The sequence below is a fragment of the Bradyrhizobium sp. BR13661 genome (assembly GCF_029892425.1).
Lineage (GTDB): Bacteria > Pseudomonadota > Alphaproteobacteria > Rhizobiales > Xanthobacteraceae > Bradyrhizobium.
In genome coordinates this window covers 400,976-424,910 of record NZ_JARXWB010000002.1, presented here as the reverse complement: position 1 = coordinate 424,910, position 23,935 = coordinate 400,976, and the positions used below count along the sequence as shown (strand labels likewise).

Sequence of the window (23,935 nt, the reverse complement as noted above, 5' to 3'; positions counted from 1 at the left end):
CCTGATACTGCTCATGTCTTGATTGCTTGAACGGAGCATTGCTTGCGTGAGGCCGCTATCGGCGCCGGGCGGCCCGCGCGGTGTCGGATGGCATCGAGCAGGTGGCCTAACGCCGGCGCAGGTCGGACGGGCTGTGTCCGAACTTCTTGCGAAACGCCGTGCTGAAATAGGACGAACTGCTGAATCCCAGCTGATAGGCCACTTCCGTGATCGACAGGGACAGCAACTCTGGCCGCGTCAGCACGTCGTAACAGCGCTGAAGACGGCGATCCAGGATCCATTCCGACACCGACACATCCGTGAGTCTGAAGAGATAGTGCAGATGTCTGAGCGACACGCCATTGCTCTTGGCAATCTTCTCAAGCGACAGGTCCGCATCCGTAAGGTGCGCCTCGATCCAGGCCTTGACGGAGCGCAAGCGGGCCCGTTGGGCGGACGCATCTTCTGCGAATTCGTCCCGGTCGCCCATATCGAGCGCGAGCGCCAGCACGTCCATCAGCTCGCCGCCCAGCCGGCTCCTTGCGGTCTCGTCCAGCGGCGCGCCCTCCTGCGCCAGCGTCGCGCAGAACTCGGCGGCGATCCGGCCCAGGCCACGACTCGTCGTCAACGTGGTGATGACAGGCAGTCGCCCGTCGCTGAAGCGCTCGGCGAACTCCGCGCGGGGTATTTCAAGGTAGAGCGATCGTACCCTACCGATACATTCGAGGTCATAGGCCTCGGAAGCCGAAAAGATCGTGCTCATCCCGGCGTTCGAATGCAGGGTCTGGCCGGCCTGAAGAACGTTGATCCGGCCCTGCTGGATGAATTCGAGGTAGTAGCAATCCTTGTCGAGTTTTGCGATGTGGCGCTCGCGCCGTGATATGCGCTGCTCTGACAACAGCACGTCGGTCATGGTGATCGCGCCAAATTGCGCCTCGCGGATAAAGCCGTGGTAGTCGGAGCGCTGTTCGGCGTTGACGTCGACATGGACATAGACGTCGCAAATGGCGCCTTGCCAAGCCGCGTAACGTTTCGACGGCTCCAGATCGTCTGTCGAAAATACCAGGTTCATCGTCCGCCCACCCGTCGCAAGGCCAGGATGAACAATGTTTGTGCGCCGCACAAGCTGGCCAAGCGCCGGGATTCTAGATTGCCGCCGCCTGCACGCAAGACTTGTTTGCGCGCACAAGCAAAAGCTTTGCGCTGCGAAGCAAGCCGCGTCCCGTCGGGTGGCCTATGAACAACAAGAAACGATCAACAAGATAGGCAGGAAACGTTCGCTTGCATCAGGCCAAGCCAACTGTCGTCCATGGTGATCCGCCGCTCGAAAGGCGGCGCCTGTGAGCAGTCGCCTGCCTCCGCCGATCACCACGCGGTTTACCCGGCCTGTGGTGACCATTGCCGATATCGAGGCGCTGGAGCGGCAGCCCTACGACGCCCTCATTCCAGCCCGCAATCTCCATCACCTTTTTGAAGCGACGGCGCGGCTGCATCCAGACAGACCTGCCCTCACCGTTCTGACCAAGGGCTCACGCGAAGCAGGCGATGCCACGCTGACCCACCGGCAGTTGCTTGCCGAGATTTCCCGTGCTGCAAATTTGTTCAGGTCGCACGGGATCAAGGAGAGCGGTGGCACCGTCGCGTTTCTCTGTCCGATCCTGCAGCCTCTCTTCCCGGCCTTGCTCGGCGCACAGGTCGCTGGCGTTGCCAGCTCGATCAACTACCTCCTGAGCGAAGACGCTATTGCCGACCTGCTCCAGGCGCAGAACGCAACGGCTCTGGTCGTCGCGTCGGAAAGTGCCGATCCCGCGATCTGGGCCAAGGCCAACAATGTCGCGAAGCGCGTTCCAGCGCTCGAGACAATCTTCGTGATCGGCGCGAAGGGTCACCTGTCCGGACGCTTCGAGAACTACGACGAAACGATTGCTGCTGCACACGACGCATTGGAATTCGAGCCCTCGACGGATCGCGACGCGATCTGCGCGCTCTTCCACACCGGCGGGACAACGGGTCGGCCAAAGCTCGTTCGCCTGACGCATGGCAACCAGATCCACGCGGCGTGGGCCTTTGCACAGGTTCACGGGCTGGACGAAACCGACGCGGCCGTAAACGGTTTTCCGCTGTTTCACGTCGGCGGCACAATGACGCTGGGTCTGTCGATCCTCGCCGCCGGCGGCCACGTGATTATCCCGTCGCCCTACAGCCTCAGAAGCCCCGATGCCATCAGGGACTATTGGCATACTGTCGAACGGTTTCGCGCGACCATCGTCAGCGGCGTGCCGACGTCGATTGCCGCGCTTGCAGAGGTCCCGATCGGCTCCTCCGATATCAGCACGGCCCGGATGGCCATCACCGGCGGCGCCGTATGTCCCAAGGCCGTCAGCGAGAGATTCCGGGCGCGTACCGGGATCACGCTATACGAGACCTATGGGATGACGGAGACCGCGGCGGCGATCGCGTTCAATCCCGGCCGCGGCACCCCGGTACAAGGCAGCGTCGGCTTCAGGGCGCCGTTTGCGCGGACGAAAATTGCCTCGCTCGGCGATGCCAGCCTGGCAACGGAATGCCCGCCGCTCACCAGCGGTCTCGTGCTCGTTAGCGGACCGCAGGTGTTTCCCGGATATCTCGACCCCCAGCACAGCAAGGGCGTGCTGACCGACGATCACTGGATCGTCACCGGCGACGTCGGCTACTTGACGGCGGATCAGCGGCTGGTGCTGACCGGCCGCGAGAAGGACCTCATCGTACGCAGCGGTCACAACATCGACCCCGCCGCGATCGAGGACGTCGCAAATGCCTTCCCCGGCGTGCAGATGAGCTCGGCCGTCGGCATGCCGGATGCCTATGCCGGCGAGGTACCCATTCTCTTCGTGGTGCCGTCGCCCGGGCAGACCATCGATATGGCCGGCTTGCGCGAGCACCTCGAACGCAACGTCAATGAGCCGCCCGCCAGGCCGAAGCGGGTCGTGCTGCTTGACGCGCTCCCGGTCACTGCCGTCGGCAAGATCTTCAAGCCGACGTTGCGCGATCTCGCTGTTCAGGAGAAGGTCCGGTTCGAGATCGACCGGATCTTCGGCGCGGAGACCGCAGCCGAGATTCTCGTCGAGAAGGACGACAGGCTGAACACGGTCGTCAGTATCCTGCTCAAGTCCAGTGATGAGACACGAATCAAGGTGCTCGCCGAAAGTCTGGTGACGCTGCCACAGACCTACCGCATCGAGACCCGATCGACTTGACGGTCGGACGCCAACCGAAGTCCAAGAAAGACAAGACGAATGAAGCGCTTCCGGTTCAACCAGCAGGAGATCGTGTTTGCGGTTTTCGCGCTCCTGTTCCTGGTCTTCTCGATCTTCCTGAATGGCTTCCTGACGGCCGAGAATATGCTGACGCTGCTCCAGAACGTGGCGGTGCTCGGTATCCTTGGCCTCGCCATGGCGATCGTCGTGATCGGCCGCGGCATCGACATCTCCCTGATTGCGGCCCTCGCGGTGCCGCCGGGGCTCGTGCTGCAGATGGTGCAGAACGGACATTCGCTGCCGGCCTCGCTCACCGTTGCCTTCCTGATCGCGATCGCCTTTGGCCTCTTCAATGGCTGGCTGATCGCCTACGCAGAAGTGCCCTCACTGTTCGCGACGCTTGCGACCGGTCTCCTGCTCGCAGGCCTTGGCCAAGCGGCACTATTCCAGCTCGACGTCGTGCAGTGGAGTTCTGGCATGGACGGCTTTGAGCGATTGGGCCAGGGTACCATCCTCGGCATTCCCACCGCGATCGTGATGTTCGCGATCGCCTGCCTCGTGGTGGCGTTCCTGCTGCGGCGGACGCGCTGGGGCGCCTATATCTACGCCATCGGCGACAACCCCTACGCCGCGCGCGTCACCGGCATCCCGACGCGCCCCATCATCGTCCTGCAATATGTCATCGCCGCGCTGATCGGCTGCTTCGCCGGCCTCGTGCTGGCCGCCTCCGTCAATTCGATGCCGACGCGCATCTTCAACTCGACGCTGATCTACGACGTCGTGCTCGTCGTCGTGCTCGGCGGCATCGGTCTGTCCGGCGGGCGCGGCGGCGTCCTCAACGTCATCATCGGCACGCTCCTGATCGGCACCATGCTCAACGGCATGACCATCATGGACATCTCCTACGCCGGCCAAAATCTCATCAAGGGCGTGGTCCTGCTGCTCGCCGTCATCACGGACTCTTTCCTGAATCCGCGCAACGAAGAAACGGCACAGCAGGGCGATATCTGAACGACCGAAGAACGACAACGACAACCAAGGAGGAAGCAATGAAGACCAACCCGACAAAAGCAACCCTCGCCGCACTGACGCTCGCCGCACTGACCGGACCGGCTCTGGCCCAGCAGGGCCTGGACGAGCCGTTCCAGAAACCGTTCAAGGAAGCCCTCGCCGGCAAGACTGTCGCCTACGTGCCGGTGGCGATGAATTTCGACCTCACCGAGGGCTGGTATGCGGGCCTCAAGAAGGAGCTCGAGCCATACGGCGTCAAGTTCGTGATCCGCGACGCCAACTGGAACACCAATGCCGGCGCGCAGGCTGTGACCTCGCTGATCTCGGAAAAGCCGGCGGTGATGGTGGTCCATAATCCCGACGTGCAGACCTACGCAAAACTGCTGCAGCGCGCCGAGAACGAAGGCATCTACGTCATCCAGATCAACATGGGCTCGGCCTATCGCAGCTCCGCCTTCGTCGGCGCCAACTGGGTCGAGATCGGCGAGCGCCAGACCGAAGGCGTGGTCAAGGCCTGCGAGGGCAAGTCGAACAAGATCGCCATCATCCAGGGCGCGCTGTCTGCCGCCGCGAGCGCCTACACGCTCAAGGGCGTCGAGAACGTGCTTGCCAAGCATCCTGAGATCAAGGTGGTGTCGAGCCAGGCCGCCGATTGGGATGCTGCCAAGGCCAAGGCGATCACGCAGACGGTGCTGAAGCAGAATCCCGATCTCTGCGGCATCGTCGGCTTCTGGGACGGCATGGACATCGGCACGGCTGCTGCCGTGAAGGAAGCTGGCCTTACCGGCAAGGTGTTCCTCGCGACATCGGGCGGCGGCGAACGCAAGGGTGCCTGCGAGCTGGTGAAGTCAGGCGCGTTCGATCTCAACATGAGCTACGACGTGCCGACCCAGGCTACGCAAATGGCCGGTACGATCAAGTGGCTGCTGTCCTCGGGTGCCAAGCCTGGCTCCATCAAGGGTTCGGAATACACCACGCTGGTTCCGATCACCAAGGAGAACGCTGACAGCCAGACGACGTGCTGGAATCTCAGCGACCTCAAAAAATAATCGCGCCGACGCTCGTGGTCCCCGGGGGACAAAGTCCCGGGGGCCTCGCTCTCAATAGTATCCATGCCCAGCTGGAATGCCGATGCGCGACACAATCACAAGCCTGCGTTACCGCTACTGGCCCGATCATCTGCTCGGTGAGATCCTGTCCAAGCGATGGACCGAGACAGCCATCCCCGTCATCCTTCTCCTGATCGTCGGCATCGCGTTCAGCCGCTCCATCGACAATTTCCTGTCGCCGGCGAGCCTCGCCGACACAGCGCGCCAGGCCGGAGAGATCGGCTTCATCGCGCTCGGGCTCGCGCTGGTGGTCATCGTCGGCGGCATCGATCTGTCAGTCGGATCGATCTTCGCGCTGACGGATTTTTGCGCCCTCTATCTGCTTGACGTTGCGGGCTGGCCGGTTCCGGCGGTCGTGGTCGCCACGCTGCTTTGTGGCGCGATGCTCGGCGCCGTCAACGGCATCCTGGTCGGATATCTGCGGCTGCGCGCCTTCATCACCACGCTGATCACGCTGATCATCTACCGCTCGGCCTACGATCTCCTGATCCAGCGTTACTCCAACGCGATCGCCTCGGCCTTCCCCGATATCCCGTCATGGGATTTCATCGGCGCGGGCTCTGTCCTGGGCATTCCGACCGTGGCGCTCGCCTATATCGTCATCGCCATCTTCGGGCATGTCTTCATGACGCGACTGCGCCCGGGCTGGCACATCACCGCCATCGGCGGCTCGCGTCGATCAGCGTACAATTCGGGCATTCCCGTCCGGCGCACGATTGCGCTGTGCTACGTCGCGAGCGGCGTGCTGACCAGCATTGCCGCGCTGTTCTTCGCCTCGCGGCTCGGCACTGTCGGCGGCGACATCGGCGTCGGATTGGAAGTGATCGTACTGACCGCGACCGTGCTCGGCGGCATCACGCTCGGCGGCGGCAAAGGCTCGGTCGCCAAATCGGCGGTGGGTGTACTGATCGTGCTCCTGATCACCAACGGTCTCACCACCATGAACGCGCGCGGCGGCGTCAACCGCATGGCGCTCGCCGGCATCCTGCTCGTCGCCGCCATGGTCGATATCCGCTGGCAGAAGAACCGGACCCGCATCATCAGCAAGGTTTATGTCGCGCCGACCTATCACGAGCTGCCGCCACCGCCGCCCACCGAAATCGGACAGGGCGGCCCATTCGAGCAGAACGACAAGCTGCGCGACGTCGAGGCGATCGGCCTTGGCCGCATCGAGGCGCCGGAAGACGTCATCCTCGATCGTCATGACAATCTCTATGCCGGCTCGCGCCATGGCGACATCATGCGCTTCCTCGCGCCCGACTACCAGAAGATGGAAGTGTTCGCCCATATCGGCGGCCAGCCGCTCGGCATGGCCTTCGATCGCGAGGACAATCTCTATGTCTGCATCGGCGGCATGGGGCTCTATCGCGTCAAGCCTGACGGCACGGTGGAAAAGGCGACCGACGAAACCAACCGCAGCATGCGTTCGGTCAACGACGACAGCCGCCTGCGCCTCGCAGACGACCTCGACATCACCGACGACGGCCTGATCTTCTTCTCGGAAGCGACGGTCCGCTACGAGATGGACGAATGGCCAATCGACGGACTGGAAGCGCGCGGCAACGGCCGCATCATCTCCTACGACACCAAGACCGGCACGACGCGCACCGAACTGCGCGGCCTCAAATTCCCCAACGGCATCTGCGTGGCCAGTGACGGCCAATCGATCCTGTTCGCCGAAACATTTGGCTGCTCGATCAAGCGCTACTGGTTCGCGGGACCGAAGAAGGGCGCGGTCGAAGTGGTGATGGATAATCTCCCAGGCTACCCCGACAACATCAATCTCGCTTCCGACGGCAATTACTGGCTGGCGCTGGTCGGCATGCGCAGCCCCTCGCTCGACCTCGCCTGGAAGATGCCGGGCTTCCGCCGCCGCATGGCCAAGCGCGTGCCGGTCGATGAATGGCTATTCCCCAACATCAACACGGGCTGTGTGGTCAAGTTCAACGAGCAGGGCAAGATCGTCGAATCGTTCTGGGACCTGCACGGCGAGAACCATCCGATGATCACCTCGATGCGCGAGCATCGCGGCTATCTCTATCTCGGCGGCATCCTCAACAACCGGATCGGCCGCTACAAGCTCGACAAGGCCGATCCGAACTTCGTCCAATATGACAAGCGGTGGGGGAAGCAGTCGTGATCGCTGCCGTCAGGGACTTCGCCAACCGCTTTCTCGGACGCGGCGAGGCCACCATCACCGTGCCGTCCTTCGACGGCGCATTGAAGCCCAACCAGAAGCTGGAATCGGCCGAGACCTTATTGACATGCGAGGCGCCGGAAGACCTCGCGACCGATGGAAGCAACCTCTTTATCGCGGACGGCCCACGGCTGATGTGCCTGAACGGCGCCACGGCATCGCAGGTGCGCAGCTTCGAGCGGCCGATATCAGCGCTCTGTGCCCTTCCCGGCGGCGGCCTTGCCGTCGCGCTGGGGGGACGCGAGGTGCGTGTTTACGCGAGCCCCTCGGCGGAGCAGCCGAGCATGACATTCACTGACGTAGCGTTCAACGCCGTCAACGCACTCGCACTGGCGGGCGACGATACGCTCATCGCAACGGATGGCTCAGCGACGTCAGGCGTCGACGATTGGGCGCGCGACTTGCTCGAGCTGAATCGCACCGGCCGCGTGTTCAAACTCGATCCCAGCGCCAAGACCGTGACGCGCTTGGCCCAGGGGCTCGGCTATGCCTTCGGCGCCTGCGCCCATGGCAGCGCCGTGCTGGTCAGCGAGAGCTGGCGCCATCGTCTCGTTCTCGTCGCGCCCGGCGCGTCGCCAAAGGTCGTGCTTGCGCATCTCCCCGTCTATCCATCGCGGCTGTCGAAGGCTTCCGGCGGTGGCTACTGGCTCACCGCTTTCACTGCACGAACCCAGTTGGTCGAGTTCGTGTTACGCGAGCCCGGCTATCGGCGTCGCATGATGGCCGAGATCGATCCGGCCTATTGGGTGGCACCGCGCCTGCGCTCCGGGCGCTCGTTCAAGGAGCCGATGCAGGGCGCGCACATCAAGACCATGGGCGTCATCAAGCCGTGGGCGCCGCCGCGTTCCTATGGCCTCGTCATCCGTCTCGATGCCGACGGCCAGCCGCTCTATTCGCTGCACAGCCGGGTCGACGGCATCAACCATGGCGTCGTCGCAGCTGGCGAGCTGGGCGGCGATCTCATCCTGATTGCCAAGGGGCCGGGCCGTGTCCTGCGACTGCCGCTTGCCGGCCTTGCCGAGGAGTTTCGGACATGAGCGACATCGCACTCTCGCTGCGCAAGGCGACAAAGCTCTATGCGGGTGTGCCCGCGATCGACGGAGTGGACTTCGACCTCCGCCGCGGCGAGATCCACGCACTGGTCGGCGAGAACGGGGCCGGCAAGTCCACCCTCACCAAGGTGATGGCGGGCGTGGTGACGCTGACCTCGGGGACCATGACGGTCGACGGCGCGGACGTTACGCCGAAGACGCCTCTGGAGGCGCGCAACCTCGGCATCGCCATGGTCTTCCAGGAAAACAGCCTGGTACCGACGATGACGGTCGCGCAAAACCTGTTTCTCGGGCAGGAGAAGTTCTACAACCGATTGCGCGGCATCTACATCGCCGCACAGCAATTCCTGCAATCGCTCAATTTCGACGTCACGCCGACCGCGACCGTCAGCGGCCTTGGCGCGGCCAAGAAGCAGATGGTGGAGATCGCACGCGCGGTCCTGCACCGCGCCAAGGTCATCATCTTCGACGAGCCGACGGCGTCGCTGACGCCGGAGGAGAAGAAATACTTCTTCGACCTTGTCCGCGACCTGAAGAAGCGCGGCGTCTCCATCGTGTTCATCTCGCATGCCCTGGAAGAGGCTCTGCTACTGGCCGACCGCATCACGGTGCTGCGCGACGGCAAGCATGTCGTGACCGATGATGTCGCCAGGTTCGATCGCGCCGCGATCGTGCAGGCCATGGTCGGGCGCGACCTCTCCAACACGCTCTATGGCGCGCGCAAGAGCACTGTGCGACCAGCCGGCACGCGGGTACTCACGGTGCAAAATTTAAAGATGGCGCCGATGGTGAAGAACAATTCGCTGTCGGTATTCGCAGGCCAGATCACCGGCGTGTTCGGCCTCGTCGGTGCGGGCCGCACCGAGACCTTCAAGATCGTCGCCGGTGTGCTCAAGCGTGACTTCTTTCATGGCGGCGAGATCCTGCTGCACGACCAGCCGGTGCGCTACCGCGTGCCGGCGCCCGCGGTGAAGGCCGGCATCGCCTATGTCACCGAGGACCGCAAGGTCGAGGGCTTCTTCGAGACGGCCTCGATCGCGCGCAATATCTATCTCGGTCTGCTGTCGAAGTTTCCGCGGGGCCGCATGATGCTGTCGCGGCGGGAGACCGATGCGGTCGGCAAGACCTGGATCGAGCGGCTGAAGGTTCGCGCCATCAGCAACGATGGCAAGGTGGTCGAGCTGTCAGGCGGCAATCAGCAGAAGGTCGTGATCGCCAAGTCGCTGGTGCAGGAACCCGACTTGATCATTTTCGACGAACCGACCCGCGGCGTCGACGTCGGCGCCATCGTCGAGATCCACGAGCTCATCAACCGGCTCGCCGACGAGGGCAAGGCCGTCGTGGTGATCTCGTCCTATCTGCCGGAGATCATGGCGCTGTCGGACCGCATCCTGGTCTCACGCCAGGGCAAGGTCGTCGAGGAATTCTCCGCGCTGGAGGCGACGGAGGAAAAGATCATGTACGCGGCGATCCACTGACCGCGTCTACAGCTTGTGCCCCTTCTTGCAGCGCCTCGATCAGGCGCTGCTTCAATTTACCGACTGAGGCGAAAACAACCCCATGCACAGTAGCTAAGTCTTTGCAGGGCCTCCAAGACTTGTTCGACCCGTCGGGCAAAGGAGCGGCGGACGCGACTTCGCCCGTCAGGTCGGCCGATCGCTCCCGGCGAGCATCCCGTTCAGCGCGGCGGCCGACCCATGTGTTCGATCATGTCTTCGATCATGCCAAGGTCGAGGGGTAGAACAAAAATGGCCCGCGTGATGCGGGCCATTGTCTCGTCCGAAGCCGTGAAGTCCGGACCTCGCCGTCGGCGACGTCGCGCTCGCTAGCGAAGGCCGCCGGTGACGTGAAGCGTCTCGCCGGTGACGTAGGACGCATCGTCCGATGCGAAGAAGGCCACCGCGGCGGCGATCTCCTCGACGTTGCCGATGCGGCCGAGCGGGGTGGTGGATTCGATCCACTTGCGCATGTCGCCCTCGTGCAGGCCGGCCGACACCACGCCTTCGGTGGCGATCATGCCTGGATTGACGGCGTTGACGCGAATCTTGCGCGGCGCGAGCTCCTTCGCCAGCACGGCGGAGATGGCATCCACCGAGGCTTTGGTCGCGGTGTAAACGGCAGTGTTCGCCGGTGCGATGGTCGAGACGCCGGAGGAGATGTTGATGATGCTTCCGCCTTTGCCGTTGAAGTGCTTCGCCGCCTCACCCGAGACCAACAGCAGGCCAAGCACATTGAGGTCGAAATGCTTGTGGAAGTGCTCGGGCGTGATGGCCTCGAGCGGGGCGAACTCGTAGACGCCCGCGTTGTTGACGAGGATGTCGATCGCGCCGAGCGCCTTCACGGTCTCCGCGACGACGTTTTTCACGTCCCTAGCATCGGCCAGATTGCCATGGACCGCAACGGCTTTGCCGCCCTTGGCGACGATGGCGGCGACCACGCGGTCGGCGGCCTGCTTGCTGGAGCTGTAATTGACGGCAACCGCTGCGCCCTCGGATGCAAGCCGGGCGGCGATTTCGGCACCAATGCCTTTGGATGCGCCGGTCACCAGCGCAACTTTACCTTCGAGTCTCTTGGTCATCGCATGTCTTCCACTGTTCGGCGGAATGCCGATATTCAATAGTTCAATACTAGTGAACTATTGAATGAGTTCAAGGGGCATGCTATATTTTGGGCATGGTGCAGTTCGTTCACCCGTCGCGGGATGAGATTACGCTGGCTGGAGTGCTCGGAGCCCTCGCGGATCCCATGCGGCTGCGTATCGTCAAGAGCCTGGTCGCGCAGAACGCCTGCATGTCGTGCACCGAGGCGGCGCCCTGCCCCGACATGGCGAAATCGACCCTGTCGAACCATTTTCGGATTCTGCGGGAGGCCGGCCTGATCCGGACGTCGAAGCAAGGCGTCCAGCACCGCAATGTCCTGCGCGAAGAGGACATCAATGCGCGATTTCCGAAGCTTTTGAAACTGATCCTGAGCTTTCCCGACTGAGGGCATTCATCCCCGAGAGCCAAGTGCGTCAAATCGCGCACCTGGCTCTCCGTTTGCTGCTCATTTGCTGTGCCAGATCGACGCTGGGTACGATCGGCCATTTGCCGCGAGGTTTGACATGAACGTTGCCGTCTTCGCCAGGCAGGATGGTGTCTGGCTGAATGAGCCGAAACGATGGACTACCCAGGGCGACAGCCTCGAGCTCGTCACCGACAAGGCCACCGATTTCTGGCAAAAGACGCACTATGGGTTCTGCCGCGACAGCGGCCACTTTCTGGGTTTTCGGACTGCGGAAGCATTCACGGCCGAGCTGCGCGTCCAGTGCAATTTTCAAGATCTCTACGATCAAGCCGGCATCATGGTGCGCATCGACGCGGAGCACTGGATCAAGGCCGGAATCGAGTTTTCGGACGGACGTGCCATGCTGTCGAGCGTTCTGACCAATGGGCAGTCGGATTGGGCAACAGCTCCCTATGAGCACGATGCAAGCGATTTCCGGATGCGCGTCACCGTCGCAGACGGCGTTGTTCGATTGCAGACGTCGGCTGATGGCAAGATCTGGCCACTCGTTCGATTGGCGCCTTTCACCAAAGCGCAATCGTACCGCGTCGGGCCGATGGCTTGCACGCCCGAACGCGAGGGACTGCCGGTGAGGTTCACGGAATTTTCCCTGAAGCCACCGCTCGGCAAGGATTTGCACGATCTCAGCTAGCTAGAGGCGGACGGCAATCGCCTCGCGCGTTGAAGGCACAAGTCAAGCACCTTCTCTGCGCGCGCGGCCAAAGCTACAAGACATGCTGCTCCGCGCGCGTGACAGAGCCGCCCAACAGGCAGCCCACGGGACGGCTGTCAGCGAAGCCGAGGCGCACCTGTATCTCGGACAACGCGCCCATCGCGCGGCCCTGCATGATCGTGATCTGCTTGCTATTGCGCTCGACAAGTTCGTTCTTGAGCAGTCCGAACGCAAGGGCCGCAGCGGCAATACCGGTGGCCGCATCTTCCGGATAGCCCGACGATTTCGGAAACTGCCGCGCCTCGAAACGTCGTTCGGCTTGATGGTCGATGGCGTAAGGGTAAAGGCCGGTCGATCCGATCCTGCCACAGCACGCCTCGATTGGCGACGGATCCGGCACCAGCGCATTGAGTTCACGGACTCCCTTCATCGGGATCAGCGTTTTTACGCGTGACGTGACGGCGTTCTGAATGGGCAGGTCGAGCAGGTCGCGGCGCGATAGCTTAAGTGTCGAGAGAACGTCTTCCTCGTCGGCGCGCGAGAGATCAACGACCTTACCGACAGGCTGACTGATCTCGACGGACGGATCACCCGAGCCCGCACGATCGACGTAGCCGGTCACAGATCCACTGCGCGTCTCGATGCGGACCTGTTCGCCGGCCAAGCGTCCTTTGGTAGCGAGAACCCAGAGCGCGCCGATCGTCGCGTGACCGCACATCTCCATCTCATGTCGCGGAACCCAGAACCGGAAAACGTAGTCGGAATCTAGCCCTGGCGACGGCAGAACGAAGCCCGACTCATGCCCAAATCGCTCGGCCACCGACTGCATCCCCTCAGCCTGAAGGCTGGATGCATCTATGACAATTGGACAGGGATTGCCGCCCCGTCCCATGTGAGTGAATACGTTGACAAGCTCGACTTCGGTCATCGGATAGCTCACTTCATGGATCCTGCGAGCTCTACCGGGCTGCTCCAGCCCGCGACAAGCCTTTACGTCTCCACACCACCGTCCCGCCTGGCGATCCACAGCGTAAAGGACGTCTGCGCGTCGCCAACTTCGACAACGCGCGTTCCGTGCAAGAGGACGCCGAGACCGTGCTCTTCATCCCACGTGCAGCCAAATTCATACCCGACATATGGAATGCCGTCCTTCAGCACCTGGAGGACATGCACATTCTGAAGCCCGATCAATTGGCGAAAATCCTCGCTCGACGATACGTCGGGCATCAACGCTTCCCGGTCCGCCTGCTCATAATCATAAAGTCGTTGAAGCCTGGGATACTCAGCCAGAAGACCTTCCAGAACGGCCGATGCCACCGCGGCTTCATGATCGAGCAACCACTGTACGCTGGCACGGTCTTGCTCGGTCGGTGGGGATTCGTTGCGGTCCGGCGCGTAAATTTTTACCAGGCCGTCGGACGGACTGTGCGAACTGATCGAGCCATAGGGGCCATTGCGCGTTTGATAGCCCGCCCAACTGGGGAGTTGCGCTTCGGTCGTCCAGAAAGGTCCGTCCCGCTGAAAATCGAGCATACTTTATTCCTACCCCGACCGCTGGCATTTCAAGCTCATACAGCATCGCTACGACTACAGGTAGCTGATTTGGCCGACCGCGCGCCGGTCGCCATGTCAAAAAAATCAAAGGCCGCCCAGGGAGCGGCCCTTGATTTGCTGGATCGCAGCACCAAGCTTGGTTGCTGCTAACTCTCCAAAATCGCAACCGCCCGTGTCCATCCCGCCGAGGCGCGCTCGATCTTCACGGGGAAGCATGACACCTTGAAGCCGGTTGACGGCAGCTGCTCGAGATTGTGCAGCTTCTCGAGATGGCAATAGCCGATATGGCGGCCCGCCTTGTGGCCTTCCCAGATCAGGCTGGCGTCCTTGGTCTCGGCGTATTTCTTCGCGGTGTGAACGAACGGCGCGTCCCAGCTCCAGCCGTCGATGCCGGTCAGGCGCACACCGCGCTCGAGCAGGTACATGGTTGCTTCATAGCCCATGCCGCAGCCGGAGGTGACGTAGTCCTGCCGGCCATACTTCGCGCCGGCGCTGGTGTTGACCACGACGATCTCGAGCGGCTTCAGCTCATGGCCGATGCGCTTGAGCTCGGCCTCGACGTCCTTGGCCGTTGCGACATAGCCGTCGGGCAAATGGCGGAAGTCGAGCTTTACGCCTGACTGAAAGCACCATTCCAGCGGCACCTCGTCGATGGTCCAGGACCGCTCGCCGCGATTCATGGTCGGGTGAAAATGCCAGGGCGCGTCGAGATGCGTGCCGTTGTGGGTGGAGAGGGTGACCTGTTCCACCGCCCAGCCCTGCCCGTCAGGCAGATCCTCGGCCTTCAGCCCGTCGAAGAACTGCAGCATGCGCGGCAGGCCCTGCTGGTGATTGATGTACTGGATGGTCGGATGATTGCCGGGCGGGTCGGCCGGCACGTCGTTCTGCAGCGGGACGGAGATATCGATCAGCCTGGTCGTCATGGCGCTTCCTCGTTGATTGTTATCGTTGGCGGCCGTCAGCGTCGCTTCAGATGCCGCTTCAGGCTTCTTGCCGCTCGACGCGGTTCTTCAAGATACCGATGTTCTCGACCTCGAGCTCGATCGTATCGCCGTGCTCGAGATACCATCCGAGCTCGAGGCCGCAGCCATTGCCGACCGTGCCGGAGCCGATGAATTCGCCGGGCATCAGCGTCTCGTCCTGGGTGACGTGGGCGATGATCTCCTCGAAGGAGAACAGCATGCCCTCGCTCATGCCTTTCGAACGGGTCTCGCCGTTGACGCGCGCTTCCATCTTCAGACGATAGGGATCGCCGATCTCATCCGGCGTCACGATCCAGGGACCCATCACGTTGCCGCCGTCGAAACTCTTGCCCTTGGCCGGGCCGAGCCGTCCCTCCATCTCGATGCGCTGGGCATCGCGCGCGGAGAAATCGTTGAAGATGGTGTAGCCGAAGATGTGATCTTTGGCCTTCGCGGCGGAGATATTGGCGCCTCTGTTTTTGGTGATGATCCCGAACTCGAGCTCGTAATCCATCACCTTGCTGTAGCGCGGCCATTTCACCGTGGTGTTGGTGCCGCGGACGCTGAAGCGGTTGGTGATGTAGAAGATCGGCTGCTTGCGATAGACCTCGGGCAGCTCGCCGAGCGGCTCGGCATCGATGCGCGCCAATTCCGCCATGTCGCCCCTGGCGCGCGCGGCGAGCTTTTGCTGCCCGCGCGGCGCTTGCAGGATGTGCAGCGGAAACGACATGCCGTCGCGCATTTGCCTCGGCTCCGGCACTGGCGCGAGGATGTCGACGGCACTGACGTCAGCCGACAGCGTCGCGTCCTTGCCGTGCTTGTCGAAGATGGCTCGCGCCCGATCGAGCGCGCGCGGCCCGGCATCGATCAGTGCCAGCATCGAGGCGAAGGCCGGTTCGGCGGCGCCGTCCCGCACGGCGGCGGCGGCGAGATCGAACACCTTGATGTCGTTGGCGTGGACGGCGCCGATCTTCTCCTGACCGGCCGATCTGAATGTTGCGAGCTTCACCTTGGGCACCCCTTGCTATCGTTTGGAATATATGATCAGATAAAATATCGATAAACAAGACAGAAAAATACAAATCGGGAGAGCGCGGTGAGGCAGACGCAGGTAATTGCGATATTGGCGGGTCTCGTGCTCGGGATGTCCATTGTCTCGACGGCATCAGCGCTGGCGCAGGCGAAAATCCAGATCGGCTGCACCGCGACCTCCGATTGCGCCTCGGCGATGGTCGCGGTCGACGAAGGCATCTTCAAAAAGCACGGGCTGGACGTCGAGATGACGCCGATCGCGATCAACTCCAACATTCCGGCGGCGATCCTGTCGAACTCGATTCAAATCGGCGGCCCCACCTCAACCGTCTTCCTCCAGGCCGTCGACGGCGGTCTTGACCTCGTCGCGATCGCCGGCGCTTCGGTCATGAACCCGACCTCAAACACCGCGATCGCCGCCTTCGTCCGCAACGGCCTCACCATCAAGGAGCCCAAGGATTTCGTCGGCAAGAAGGTCGGCGCGCCCGGCCTCAACGCCTTTCTCCATGTCTTGTTCGTGAAATGGTTGGTGGAAAAAGGCGTCGATCCCAAGAGCGTCAACTTCGTCGAGGTCACCTTCCCGACCATGGCCGACATCATCAAGTCGGGCGGTGTCGATGCCGTGCTTACTGCCGAGCCGTTCGTCACGCGCATGACCAATGCGGGGCTCGGCTCGGTCGGCGCGCGCTACGGCGCCGAGCTCGGCCGCACCGATCCGATCATCTTCTACGCCGCGTCCCGCGACTGGGCGGAGAAAAACGCGGCGACCGTGACAAAATTCCGCGAGGCCATCGCGGAGGCCGCTGTTGTCGTCAACGGCGATCGCGAGAAGGCCTCCGCGGCGATCGCCAAATTCACCAAGCAGCCGCTCGAGCTCGTCAAGGCGACGCCGCCGAACCAGTCCGAGCCGAACCTCAAGCCTGAGAATCTCAGCTGGTGGATCGAGGTGATGTCGTCGCAGAAGATGCTGCAATCGAAGCTCGACACATCGAAACTCGTGCTGAATTAAAGGACATCAGCGATGCCTGCTCCCGAGCGCACTCTCGAACGCCCGCCGACTGAAGCCGGCACCTTGAGCGAGCGCGCCGCAAGCCTGATCGAGCAGGACATTCTCGCCGGACATCTCGCGCCGGGATCGCGACTGGGCATCGTCGATCTCGTGCAGCGCTACGACATCGGCGCCACGCCCTTGCGCGAAGGCCTGTCGCGGCTGATGTCGCGCGGCCTGATCGTCGGCATCGGCCAGCGCGGTTTTCGCGTTGCCGAGGTCAGCCGCGAGGATCTCGCCGACATCACCTGCATGCGGACGGCGGTCGAGATCGAGGCGGTCAGGCTTGCCATCCTCCACGGCGACGTCGCCTGGGAGGCCGGCATCGTCAGCGCGCTGCATCAGATGCGCCGGCATATCGAGCGCACCGGCAATGAATTCCGCGAAGGCGCGGCCGATTTCGACCGGCTGCACAAGGGTTTTCACACCGCGCTGCTCGCCGCCTGCGGCTCGCAGCGCATGCTGGCCGCGCATTCCGACCTCTATGACCAGGCCTATCGCTACCGCCGGGTGATGATGGGCGCCATCGACAGCGGCGAGGGATTCATCCGCAGTCACCAGATGCTCGCCGACCACGTGCTCGCCCGCGACCTCGCCGCTGCGCAGAAAATGCTGGCGGCGCATCTGCACTCCACCATCGATATCGTCTATCCGCCAGAAAGCCGGGAGCAATCATGAGCGTCGTTGCGAGGCTCGACGAGGCGCGCGCCGCGCGGCAGCAGAAAACGCTGATCGCGTTCAACGCCGCGACGCTGCGGCTCGGCGGCAAGACCATCATCGAGAATCTCGATCTCGAGGTGCGGCCCGGCGAATTCCTCTGCATCGTCGGCGCCTCCGGCTGCGGCAAGACCACGGCGCTGCGGCTCGCCGCGGGCCTCTATCGCCCCACCAGCGGCGCCGTGACCTTCAACGGCGAGCCCATCACCGAGCCGCGCCGCGAGGTCGCGATCGTGTTCCAGGATTACGGTAAGGCGCTGTTGCCGTGGCGAACCGCCGCCGGAAACATCTCGCTGGCGCTGGAAGCCTCGCATGTACCGGCGCGCGAGCGCAGCGCGCGCATCGAGGCGCTGCTGCGCAAGGTCGGCCTGCCCGGCCATGCCGACAAATATCCAACCGAAATGTCCGGCGGCATGCAGCAGCGCCTGCAGATCGCGCGCTCCCTTGCGCAGGAGCCGACGACGCTGCTGATGGACGAGCCGTTCGGCGCGCTGGACGCGATGACACGCCAGGGCCTGCAGGACGAAGTGCTGTCGCTGACGCGGGCAAGCCAGACGACCGTGATCTTCGTGACCCACGATCTCGACGAGGCGATCTATCTCGGCGACCGCGTCATCGGCCTGTTGCCGCATCCGGGCCGCATCGGGATCGAGCTCAATGTCGACCTGCCGCGCCCGCGCGACCAGCTCGCCACCCGCGAGCATCCGGAATTCCTGCGGCTGCGCCGGCAATTGTTCGACTTCATCAAGGGATGCGAACATTGAGCCTCGACCGCACCAGGCCCTTGCTGTTGCCACTGGCGCTGATGCTGGCGTTCGAAGCCTGGGCGCGCCTCACCCATCTGCAGAGCGACAGCCTGGCACCGCCGAGCGCGATCCTCGCGGCGCTGGGCGCGGCGCTTGCCGATCTCTCGATTCCCATCGCGACCCGCGACACGCTGTTCGCCGCCTTTGCAGGATTGGCGATCGGCAGTGCAATAGGCCTGTCGCTCGGCATCGCCTTCGGCATCTCGCGTCCGCTCGATCGATTGATGGAGGTGACGGTCGAAGCAATTCGTCCAATTCCCTCGATCGCGCTGCTGCCGATCGCGCTGATCGCGCTCGGCTTCGGCTACCGGATGGAGATCGTGATCGTGGCGTTCGCCTGCGTCTGGCCGATGCTGATCATGACGCGCAGCGCGGTGCGCAGCATCGAGCCGCGCTTGATGGAGGTGTCGCGCGCGCTGCGGCTGAGCGCGACGCAGCGGATCACTGAGATCGTGATCCCGGCCGCACTGCCGCGGATCTTCGTCGCCTTCCGCCTGTCGGCCGGCATCGCCCTGATCGTCGCCGTCACCGTCGAGATCGCGATCAATCCGATCGGCCTGGGTGCCGGCATCATGCTGGCGCAGCAGGCGCTGCGCGCCGATTTGATGCTGGCCTATCTCGTGTGGATTGGCGTGATCGGCTACGCGCTGAACATCCTGTTGATCGCAGCCCAGCGCCGCCTGTTCGGCCGCGCGGCGCTCGCCGGAGACAATTCATGAACCGCGCAGCGATGCTCTGGCGTGCCGCAAGCATCCTGGTCGCGGCCGGCTTCATCGCGGCGTGGCAGCTCGTCGCCAATCTGCGACTGGTCTCGCCGGTGTTCCTGCCGGGCCCCGACCGGGCCTGGGCCGCCCTGGTGCGCGGCTTCTCGAGCGGCGATCTCGCGGGCAAGCTGATCGGCACGATCGAGCACATGGCCTATGGCTGGCTCGCCGCCTCGATCGCCGGCATTGCGCTCGGCGCGCTGATCGGATCGTCGAGGATGATGCGTGCCTATGTCGCGCCGTCGCTGGAATTCCTGCGGCCGCTGCCGGTCTCGGCGATCATCCCGGTCGCGATCGCGATGCTCGGGCTGACGCAAGGCATGGCGCTGTTCGTCATCGCCTTCGGCGCGATCTGGCCGATCATGCTGGCCACCATTCACGGCTTTGCCGCGGTAGAGCCGCGGCTCTACGAGGTCGCCCGCTCGCTGCAGATGTCGCGCGCCGCAATCATCGCCAAGATCGCTTTACCTTCGGCCTTGCCCGACATCCTCGCCGGCATGCGGCTCAGCCTGACGGTCGCGCTGATCCTCTCGGTGGTCTGCGAAATCCTGGCCGGCCTCGACGGCCTCGGTCAGTGGGTCCTGCTCTCGGCCCGCGCGTTCCGATCCGCCGACCTCTTCGCCGGCGTCATCCTGCTCGGCGCGACCGGCTATCTGACGTCGATTGCGATGTCGCTCGTCGAGCAGCGACTGCTGGCCTGGCAGACTGCAGCGAGGTAGGGCGGTGTTAGCTGTCGAGGGCATCACGGACCGCCCGCGCCAGCTCGGCCTTGTGATATGGCTTGACCAACAATTCGGTCTTGGGATCAAGCCGTCCATTGTGAACCAGCACGTCCTCTGCATATCCTGATGTGTAGAGAACCTTGACGGACGGGCGGCGCCTGATCACCTCCTCGGCGAGCTGACGACCGTTCAAGCCCCCTGGCATCAGCACGTCGGTGAACAGCAGCGCAAACTCGTTGCCGGCGTCAACAACAGCGAGAGCCTCTCGGCCGTCGCATGCCTGCAGCACCTTGTAGCCGAGACTTTGCAGCCCAGCGCTGGTCGATTTGCGGACGAGTTCGTCGTCCTCGACGACCAGGATCGTCTCAATGCCGCCCACCACCGTCACCGGCGGGTGATCTGTGAGCGCGACGGCGCGTTCGGTGCTCCGCGGAAGGTAGATTCGAACCGCCGTACCTTGACCTTCGCAGCTCGCGATCTCGATGTGTCCTTGCGATTGCTTGATGAACCCGTAGACCATGCTCAAGCCCAGGCCGGTGCCCTTGCCGGGCTGCTTGGTGGTGAAGAACGGTTCGAACACCTTGCTGCGGAACGCTGCGGGAATGCCGGTACCCGTATCAGTCATGGTAATCTTCACATAGTCCCCGGGCAGCAGGTCCGCGGCCTCCGCATCGGATCCGTCAACGACAATGTTCTCGGTCGTGAACGTAATTCTCCCACCATCGGGCATGGCGTCACGAGCGTTGAGAGCCAGGTTGAGCATCGCTGTGCAAAATTGCGTTGGATCGACCAGCGCCAACCAGATGTCGTCGCCGAGCGTCGATTCGATCTGAACGTGCCCGCCAAGCACCGGTCGCAACAGCCCGATGGTGTCGGCGATCAAGGCATTGACGTCGCTTTCGCGAGGCCGCAGGGGCTGACGCCGCGCGAAAGCGAGAAGCTGCTGCGTCAGCGCGGCGCCGCGAGTTGCCGCATCATCGATCATCTTGGCGATTGCGAGCAACGAACGATCTTTCAGGCCCGCGACCAGCATTTCGCTGGCCCCGGTAATCACCGTGAGAATGTTGTTGAAATCGTGCGCGATCCCTCCGGTGAGCTGTCCGATCGCCTCCATCTTCTGCAGCTCTTGCAGCTTGTGTTCCGTTGCCCTGATGTTGGTCAGGTCTCGGGCGATCACGACAGCACCCCCTACACGGCCTGCGCTGTCCAGAAGCGGCCGCGCGTTGGCGATGAACGAAACCCACCTCCCGTCGTCACCGGGGAAGCGCATGACCATTTCTTCGTTGTCGACGTCCTCCCCGTGCAGGGCGCGGATGAGCGGACGCCGGCCAAGGTCGACGGGTGAAACGCCGTCGGGAGCGTAGCACTTCGCGACCGTCTTCCAATCGTCGGACCCGACCCTGCAATTGCGCTCGCCGAGCTTGGCTCTCGCCGCGGCGTTGACGAACAGCAGCCGCTCTTTCCCGTCGACGACCACGACGATGTCATCCATGCCGTCCATGGTCTTGTTGAGCAACTCGGCACCGCGCCGGGCTGCGGCCTCGCTTTCGGCGAGGGCAATCTCGGCGCGCTTCTGCTCGGAGATATTCTCGGCGAACAGCACGATACCGCCCACCACGTTCGGTGCTTCATACCAAGGCTGGATTTCCCATCGATACCACTCCTCCCTCCCATTCGCACGGACCCACGCGTCAGCCTCGCTGCGTTCCGTCGCTCCGGCGAGACAGCGGCGATGAATGTCTCGCCAACGCTCCGGAATTTCCGGGAAGACATCATAGTGGCTGCGACCGATGAGATCCTGGTCGTCGAGGTCGAGAGCCTCGCGGAACGGCTGATTGAGTGCGAGATAGTGCATGCCGCTGTCAAACACGGCGACGCCCAACGGCGGGCGATTCAGGAAAAGGCGCAATAGCTCGGAGCGCCATGGCTGCTCCCGCTCGGCAACGCTTCCCTTGCTCCACATCACCATGAGTTTTGATAATTCGAAGGGGAAGCCACCAACTTGACGTATATCAAGACGCTGGTCCGGGCAGCTTACTGCACGGCTCGTAGTGACGTCAGGACTCGCAAGACCCGAAAACAAAAATGGCCCGCATCAAGCGGGCCATTTTCGTATCGGAACCGGCGAAGTCCGAATTTGGTTGCGGGGATAGGATTTGAACCTATGACCTTCAGGTTATGAGCCTGACGAGCTACCGGGCTGCTCCACCCCGCGTTAAACATTTGCGCGCCTTCGTTTAAAGGCCGGGGACGGTGGATTGAGGGCCGACGCTGTTCGCGTGGCTTGCTTCTCCCGTCCCGAAGGCTTCCTTGGAAGGCAACCCCGGGCAAAAGCCCGTCGGGTGCGGGGGGGTATGTACCAACCCGGACTGCCTTTGGAAAGGGCTGGGGCGCGTTTTTTTCGACTTTGTGACAGGCTGCGGAGGGCGGATTCCGGCCGATTTGCCACATACTTGCCAGAAGTTCCACAAACCGCCAGCTTGCGGCAACAAAACAGACGGCGAAACGCCTGATGGGGAGGACCCAGCTTGGACAATTCCTTGGACAACACTTTGCAGCGCCCCCGTGCGGCTGCCTCACCGCTGGCCGCGCTCACGGGCAGCTTCCAGGCCATGGTTGCGCGCTCACGGGCTGAGCCTGCGCCTGATTGCGCCGGACGGCTCGACCGGCTTGCGCGGCTGCGCGCCGTGGTCGCCGACAACGAGGAGCGTTTCCGGCAGGCGATCTCGGCCGATTTCGGCCACCGCTCCGCGGTGGAGACCACCATCGCCGAGATGATGCTGGTTTACTCCGAGATCCGCCACGCGACAAAACACCTGAAAAACTGGATGGCGCCGCAGCGCGTGGCGACGGCGCTGCAATTCCTGCCCGCGCGCAACCGGTTGATTCCGCAGCCGCTCGGCGTCGTCGGCATCATCGCGCCCTGGAACTATCCGCTGCAGCTGACGCTCGCGCCGGCGATCGGCGCCATTGCGGCCGGCAATCGTGTCATCATCAAACCAAGTGAGCTGGTGCCGCACTTTGCGGCGCTGCTGAAGGAGACGATCGCCGAGAGGTTCGATGCGACGGAGTTGCTCGTCACCGGCGTCGAGGACGAGGTCGCAAAGGGTTTTGCTAGCTTGCCGTTCGATCATCTCGTCTTCACGGGCTCGACGCGGGTCGGGCGATTGGTGGCGGAAGCCGCCGGACGCAATCTCACGCCGGTGACCCTCGAACTCGGCGGCAAGTCGCCTGTTATCATCGATGCCTCAGCCGATCTCGACGAGGCGGCCGAGCGCATCGCCTACGGCAAACTGCTCAATGCCGGGCAGACCTGCATCGCGCCCGATTACGTGCTGGTGCCGGAGGGCTCGTTGCAGGCGTTCGCCGAAAAGGTCCGCGCGCAGATGCGACGCATGTTCGGCACCGATCCCGCCAACAAGGATTACACCTCGGTCATTTCCGATCGCCACTATGCGCGGCTCGAGAGCCTGGTTGCGGATGCCGCGCAGCGCGGGGCCAAGATCCTGCAGCCGGCCGAGGCTGATGATCCCAACTGGAAGGCCCACCGCAAATTCCCGCCGACGCTGATCGTTGGCGCAACCGAAGATATGGCTGCGATGCAGGAGGAGATCTTTGGCCCGGTGCTGCCGGTGCTGGGCTTTCGCGATCCGGCGGAAGCAATTGCGTTCATTAACCGCCGCGACCGTCCGCTCGCACTCTATTGGTTCGGCAAGGATCGTGAGGCGTGCGACGAGGTCCTGGCGCGCACCGTCTCGGGCGGCGTCACCATCAATGACTGCCTGTTTCATTTTGCGCAAACCAACCAGCCGATGGGCGGCGTCGGCGCCTCCGGTACCGGCGCCTATCACGGCGAATGGGGATTCAAGACGTTCAGCAAGCTGAAGCCGGTGTTCTATCGCTCGAAATTCAACCGCCTCGCCGATCTCTATCCGCCCTATGGCGGCAAGATCGCGCGGCTGGAGAAGATGATGCGGTTCATGTCGTAGGGACGGTCGTTCCGGGGCGCGAAGCGAACCCGGAACCTC

Annotated in this window: 21 protein-coding genes and 1 tRNA gene; 14 read left to right on the top strand and 8 right to left on the bottom strand. The window is 63.1% G+C overall.

Annotation, left to right across the window (positions count from 1 at the left end):
* Nucleotides 1-106: 106 nt before the first annotated feature.
* Nucleotides 107-1,168: a helix-turn-helix domain-containing protein gene (locus tag M2427_RS05095; protein WP_280705096.1), complete on the bottom strand. Its 1,062-nt coding sequence runs from the start codon at nucleotides 1,166-1,168 to the stop codon at nucleotides 107-109.
* A gap of 151 nt (nucleotides 1,169-1,319) precedes the next feature.
* Between M2427_RS05095 and M2427_RS05090 the strand changes: the two genes are divergently transcribed.
* The 6 genes from M2427_RS05090 to M2427_RS05065 all read left to right on the top strand — a co-directional run bounded on the left by M2427_RS05090 (nucleotide 1,320) and on the right by M2427_RS05065 (nucleotide 10,062).
* Nucleotides 1,320-3,215: an AMP-binding protein gene (locus tag M2427_RS05090; protein WP_280705095.1), complete on the top strand. Its 1,896-nt coding sequence runs from the start codon at nucleotides 1,320-1,322 to the stop codon at nucleotides 3,213-3,215.
* Between the two features lie 39 nt (nucleotides 3,216-3,254).
* On the top strand, nucleotides 3,255-4,226 hold the full coding sequence (locus M2427_RS05085) for an ABC transporter permease (protein WP_280705094.1): 972 nt from the start codon (nucleotides 3,255-3,257) through the stop codon (nucleotides 4,224-4,226).
* A 38-nt stretch (nucleotides 4,227-4,264) separates the two neighbouring features.
* A complete protein-coding gene (locus tag M2427_RS05080; RefSeq protein WP_280705093.1) occupies nucleotides 4,265-5,275 on the top strand; it encodes a sugar ABC transporter substrate-binding protein in 1,011 nt (336 codons plus the stop codon).
* Nucleotides 5,276-5,351: 76 nt separating this feature from the next.
* The gene (locus M2427_RS05075; RefSeq protein ID WP_280705092.1) at nucleotides 5,352-7,475 is read left to right on the top strand and encodes an SMP-30/gluconolactonase/LRE family protein; all 2,124 of its coding nucleotides are present in this window, start codon (nucleotides 5,352-5,354) and stop codon (nucleotides 7,473-7,475) included.
* The gene (locus M2427_RS05070; protein WP_280705091.1) at nucleotides 7,472-8,569 is read left to right on the top strand and encodes a hypothetical protein; all 1,098 of its coding nucleotides are present in this window, start codon (nucleotides 7,472-7,474) and stop codon (nucleotides 8,567-8,569) included. The genes M2427_RS05075 and M2427_RS05070 overlap by 4 nt, the downstream gene beginning before the upstream one ends.
* Nucleotides 8,566-10,062, top strand: a complete 1,497-nt coding sequence (locus M2427_RS05065; protein WP_280705090.1) for a sugar ABC transporter ATP-binding protein — start codon at nucleotides 8,566-8,568, stop codon at nucleotides 10,060-10,062. Before M2427_RS05070 ends, M2427_RS05065 begins: the two co-directional genes overlap by 4 nt.
* Nucleotides 10,063-10,409: 347 nt before the next feature.
* On the opposite strand, the gene M2427_RS05060 is transcribed toward M2427_RS05065, so the two are convergent.
* Complete coding sequence (locus M2427_RS05060) at nucleotides 10,410-11,162, bottom strand: glucose 1-dehydrogenase (protein ID WP_280705089.1); 753 nt, start codon at nucleotides 11,160-11,162, stop codon at nucleotides 10,410-10,412.
* 95 nt (nucleotides 11,163-11,257) lie between these two features.
* Between M2427_RS05060 and M2427_RS05055 the strand changes: the two genes are divergently transcribed.
* On the top strand, nucleotides 11,258-11,569 hold the full coding sequence (locus tag M2427_RS05055) for a helix-turn-helix domain-containing protein (protein WP_280705088.1): 312 nt from the start codon (nucleotides 11,258-11,260) through the stop codon (nucleotides 11,567-11,569).
* Between the two features lie 118 nt (nucleotides 11,570-11,687).
* Nucleotides 11,688-12,281, top strand: coding sequence for a DUF1349 domain-containing protein (locus tag M2427_RS05050; protein WP_280705087.1), 594 nt, complete (start codon nucleotides 11,688-11,690; stop codon nucleotides 12,279-12,281).
* 73 nt (nucleotides 12,282-12,354) lie between these two features.
* On the opposite strand, the gene M2427_RS05045 is transcribed toward M2427_RS05050, so the two are convergent.
* The 4 genes from M2427_RS05045 to M2427_RS05030 all read right to left on the bottom strand — a co-directional run bounded on the left by M2427_RS05045 (nucleotide 12,355) and on the right by M2427_RS05030 (nucleotide 15,827).
* Nucleotides 12,355-13,230, bottom strand: coding sequence for a PhzF family phenazine biosynthesis isomerase (locus tag M2427_RS05045; protein ID WP_280705086.1), 876 nt, complete (start codon nucleotides 13,228-13,230; stop codon nucleotides 12,355-12,357).
* Between the two features lie 62 nt (nucleotides 13,231-13,292).
* Nucleotides 13,293-13,835: a hypothetical protein gene (locus M2427_RS05040; RefSeq protein ID WP_280705085.1), complete on the bottom strand. Its 543-nt coding sequence runs from the start codon at nucleotides 13,833-13,835 to the stop codon at nucleotides 13,293-13,295.
* Between the two features lie 167 nt (nucleotides 13,836-14,002).
* Nucleotides 14,003-14,779: a cyclase family protein gene (locus M2427_RS05035; protein WP_280705084.1), complete on the bottom strand. Its 777-nt coding sequence runs from the start codon at nucleotides 14,777-14,779 to the stop codon at nucleotides 14,003-14,005.
* 58 nt (nucleotides 14,780-14,837) lie between these two features.
* Nucleotides 14,838-15,827, bottom strand: a complete 990-nt coding sequence (locus M2427_RS05030) for a fumarylacetoacetate hydrolase family protein (RefSeq protein ID WP_280705083.1) — start codon at nucleotides 15,825-15,827, stop codon at nucleotides 14,838-14,840.
* A gap of 87 nt (nucleotides 15,828-15,914) precedes the next feature.
* Between M2427_RS05030 and M2427_RS05025 the strand changes: the two genes are divergently transcribed.
* From M2427_RS05025 to M2427_RS05005, 5 genes are read left to right on the top strand one after another with little or no spacing between them, the layout of a single operon-like run.
* The gene (locus M2427_RS05025; protein WP_280705082.1) at nucleotides 15,915-16,859 is read left to right on the top strand and encodes an ABC transporter substrate-binding protein; all 945 of its coding nucleotides are present in this window, start codon (nucleotides 15,915-15,917) and stop codon (nucleotides 16,857-16,859) included.
* A 12-nt stretch (nucleotides 16,860-16,871) separates the two neighbouring features.
* Nucleotides 16,872-17,576 carry an FCD domain-containing protein gene (locus M2427_RS05020; RefSeq protein ID WP_280705081.1) on the top strand — a complete coding sequence of 235 codons (705 nt, stop codon included), beginning with the start codon at nucleotides 16,872-16,874 and terminating at the stop codon, nucleotides 17,574-17,576.
* Nucleotides 17,573-18,379, top strand: coding sequence for an ABC transporter ATP-binding protein (locus M2427_RS05015; protein WP_280705080.1), 807 nt, complete (start codon nucleotides 17,573-17,575; stop codon nucleotides 18,377-18,379). The genes M2427_RS05020 and M2427_RS05015 overlap by 4 nt, the downstream gene beginning before the upstream one ends.
* Nucleotides 18,376-19,140, top strand: a complete 765-nt coding sequence (locus M2427_RS05010) for an ABC transporter permease subunit (protein ID WP_280705079.1) — start codon at nucleotides 18,376-18,378, stop codon at nucleotides 19,138-19,140. Before M2427_RS05015 ends, M2427_RS05010 begins: the two co-directional genes overlap by 4 nt.
* The gene (locus M2427_RS05005; protein WP_280705078.1) at nucleotides 19,137-19,904 is read left to right on the top strand and encodes an ABC transporter permease; all 768 of its coding nucleotides are present in this window, start codon (nucleotides 19,137-19,139) and stop codon (nucleotides 19,902-19,904) included. The genes M2427_RS05010 and M2427_RS05005 overlap by 4 nt, the downstream gene beginning before the upstream one ends.
* Before the next feature lie 7 nt (nucleotides 19,905-19,911).
* Here the strand turns inward: M2427_RS05005 and M2427_RS05000 are convergent, their stop codons facing one another.
* Nucleotides 19,912-21,876: a PAS domain-containing sensor histidine kinase gene (locus M2427_RS05000; RefSeq protein ID WP_280705077.1), complete on the bottom strand. Its 1,965-nt coding sequence runs from the start codon at nucleotides 21,874-21,876 to the stop codon at nucleotides 19,912-19,914.
* 169 nt (nucleotides 21,877-22,045) lie between these two features.
* Nucleotides 22,046-22,122, bottom strand: a tRNA-Met gene (locus M2427_RS04995).
* Nucleotides 22,123-22,447: 325 nt separating this feature from the next.
* Here M2427_RS04995 and M2427_RS04990 point away from each other — a divergent pair.
* Nucleotides 22,448-23,896, top strand: a complete 1,449-nt coding sequence (locus tag M2427_RS04990) for a coniferyl aldehyde dehydrogenase (protein WP_280705076.1) — start codon at nucleotides 22,448-22,450, stop codon at nucleotides 23,894-23,896.
* Nucleotides 23,897-23,935 lie beyond the last annotated feature (39 nt).

Excerpts from the sequence above, each read along its gene's own strand:
- M2427_RS05085 (WP_280705094.1), top strand. The coding sequence starts at position 3,255 with ATGAAGCGCTTCCGGTTCAACCAGCAGGAGATCGTGTTTGCGGTTTTC.
- M2427_RS05080 (WP_280705093.1), top strand. The coding sequence starts at position 4,265 with ATGAAGACCAACCCGACAAAAGCAACCCTCGCCGCACTGACGCTCGCC.
- M2427_RS05075 (WP_280705092.1), top strand. The coding sequence starts at position 5,352 with ATGCCGATGCGCGACACAATCACAAGCCTGCGTTACCGCTACTGGCCC.
- M2427_RS05065 (WP_280705090.1), top strand. The coding sequence starts at position 8,566 with ATGAGCGACATCGCACTCTCGCTGCGCAAGGCGACAAAGCTCTATGCG.
- M2427_RS05060 (WP_280705089.1), bottom strand. The coding sequence starts at position 11,162 with ATGACCAAGAGACTCGAAGGTAAAGTTGCGCTGGTGACCGGCGCATCC.
- M2427_RS05055 (WP_280705088.1), top strand. The coding sequence starts at position 11,258 with ATGGTGCAGTTCGTTCACCCGTCGCGGGATGAGATTACGCTGGCTGGA.
- M2427_RS05050 (WP_280705087.1), top strand. The coding sequence starts at position 11,688 with ATGAACGTTGCCGTCTTCGCCAGGCAGGATGGTGTCTGGCTGAATGAG.
- M2427_RS05045 (WP_280705086.1), bottom strand. The coding sequence starts at position 13,230 with ATGACCGAAGTCGAGCTTGTCAACGTATTCACTCACATGGGACGGGGC.
- M2427_RS05040 (WP_280705085.1), bottom strand. The coding sequence starts at position 13,835 with ATGCTCGATTTTCAGCGGGACGGACCTTTCTGGACGACCGAAGCGCAA.
- M2427_RS05035 (WP_280705084.1), bottom strand. The coding sequence starts at position 14,779 with ATGACGACCAGGCTGATCGATATCTCCGTCCCGCTGCAGAACGACGTG.
- M2427_RS05020 (WP_280705081.1), top strand. The coding sequence starts at position 16,872 with ATGCCTGCTCCCGAGCGCACTCTCGAACGCCCGCCGACTGAAGCCGGC.
- M2427_RS05015 (WP_280705080.1), top strand. The coding sequence starts at position 17,573 with ATGAGCGTCGTTGCGAGGCTCGACGAGGCGCGCGCCGCGCGGCAGCAG.
- M2427_RS05005 (WP_280705078.1), top strand. The coding sequence starts at position 19,137 with ATGAACCGCGCAGCGATGCTCTGGCGTGCCGCAAGCATCCTGGTCGCG.
- M2427_RS05000 (WP_280705077.1), bottom strand. The coding sequence starts at position 21,876 with ATGGTGATGTGGAGCAAGGGAAGCGTTGCCGAGCGGGAGCAGCCATGG.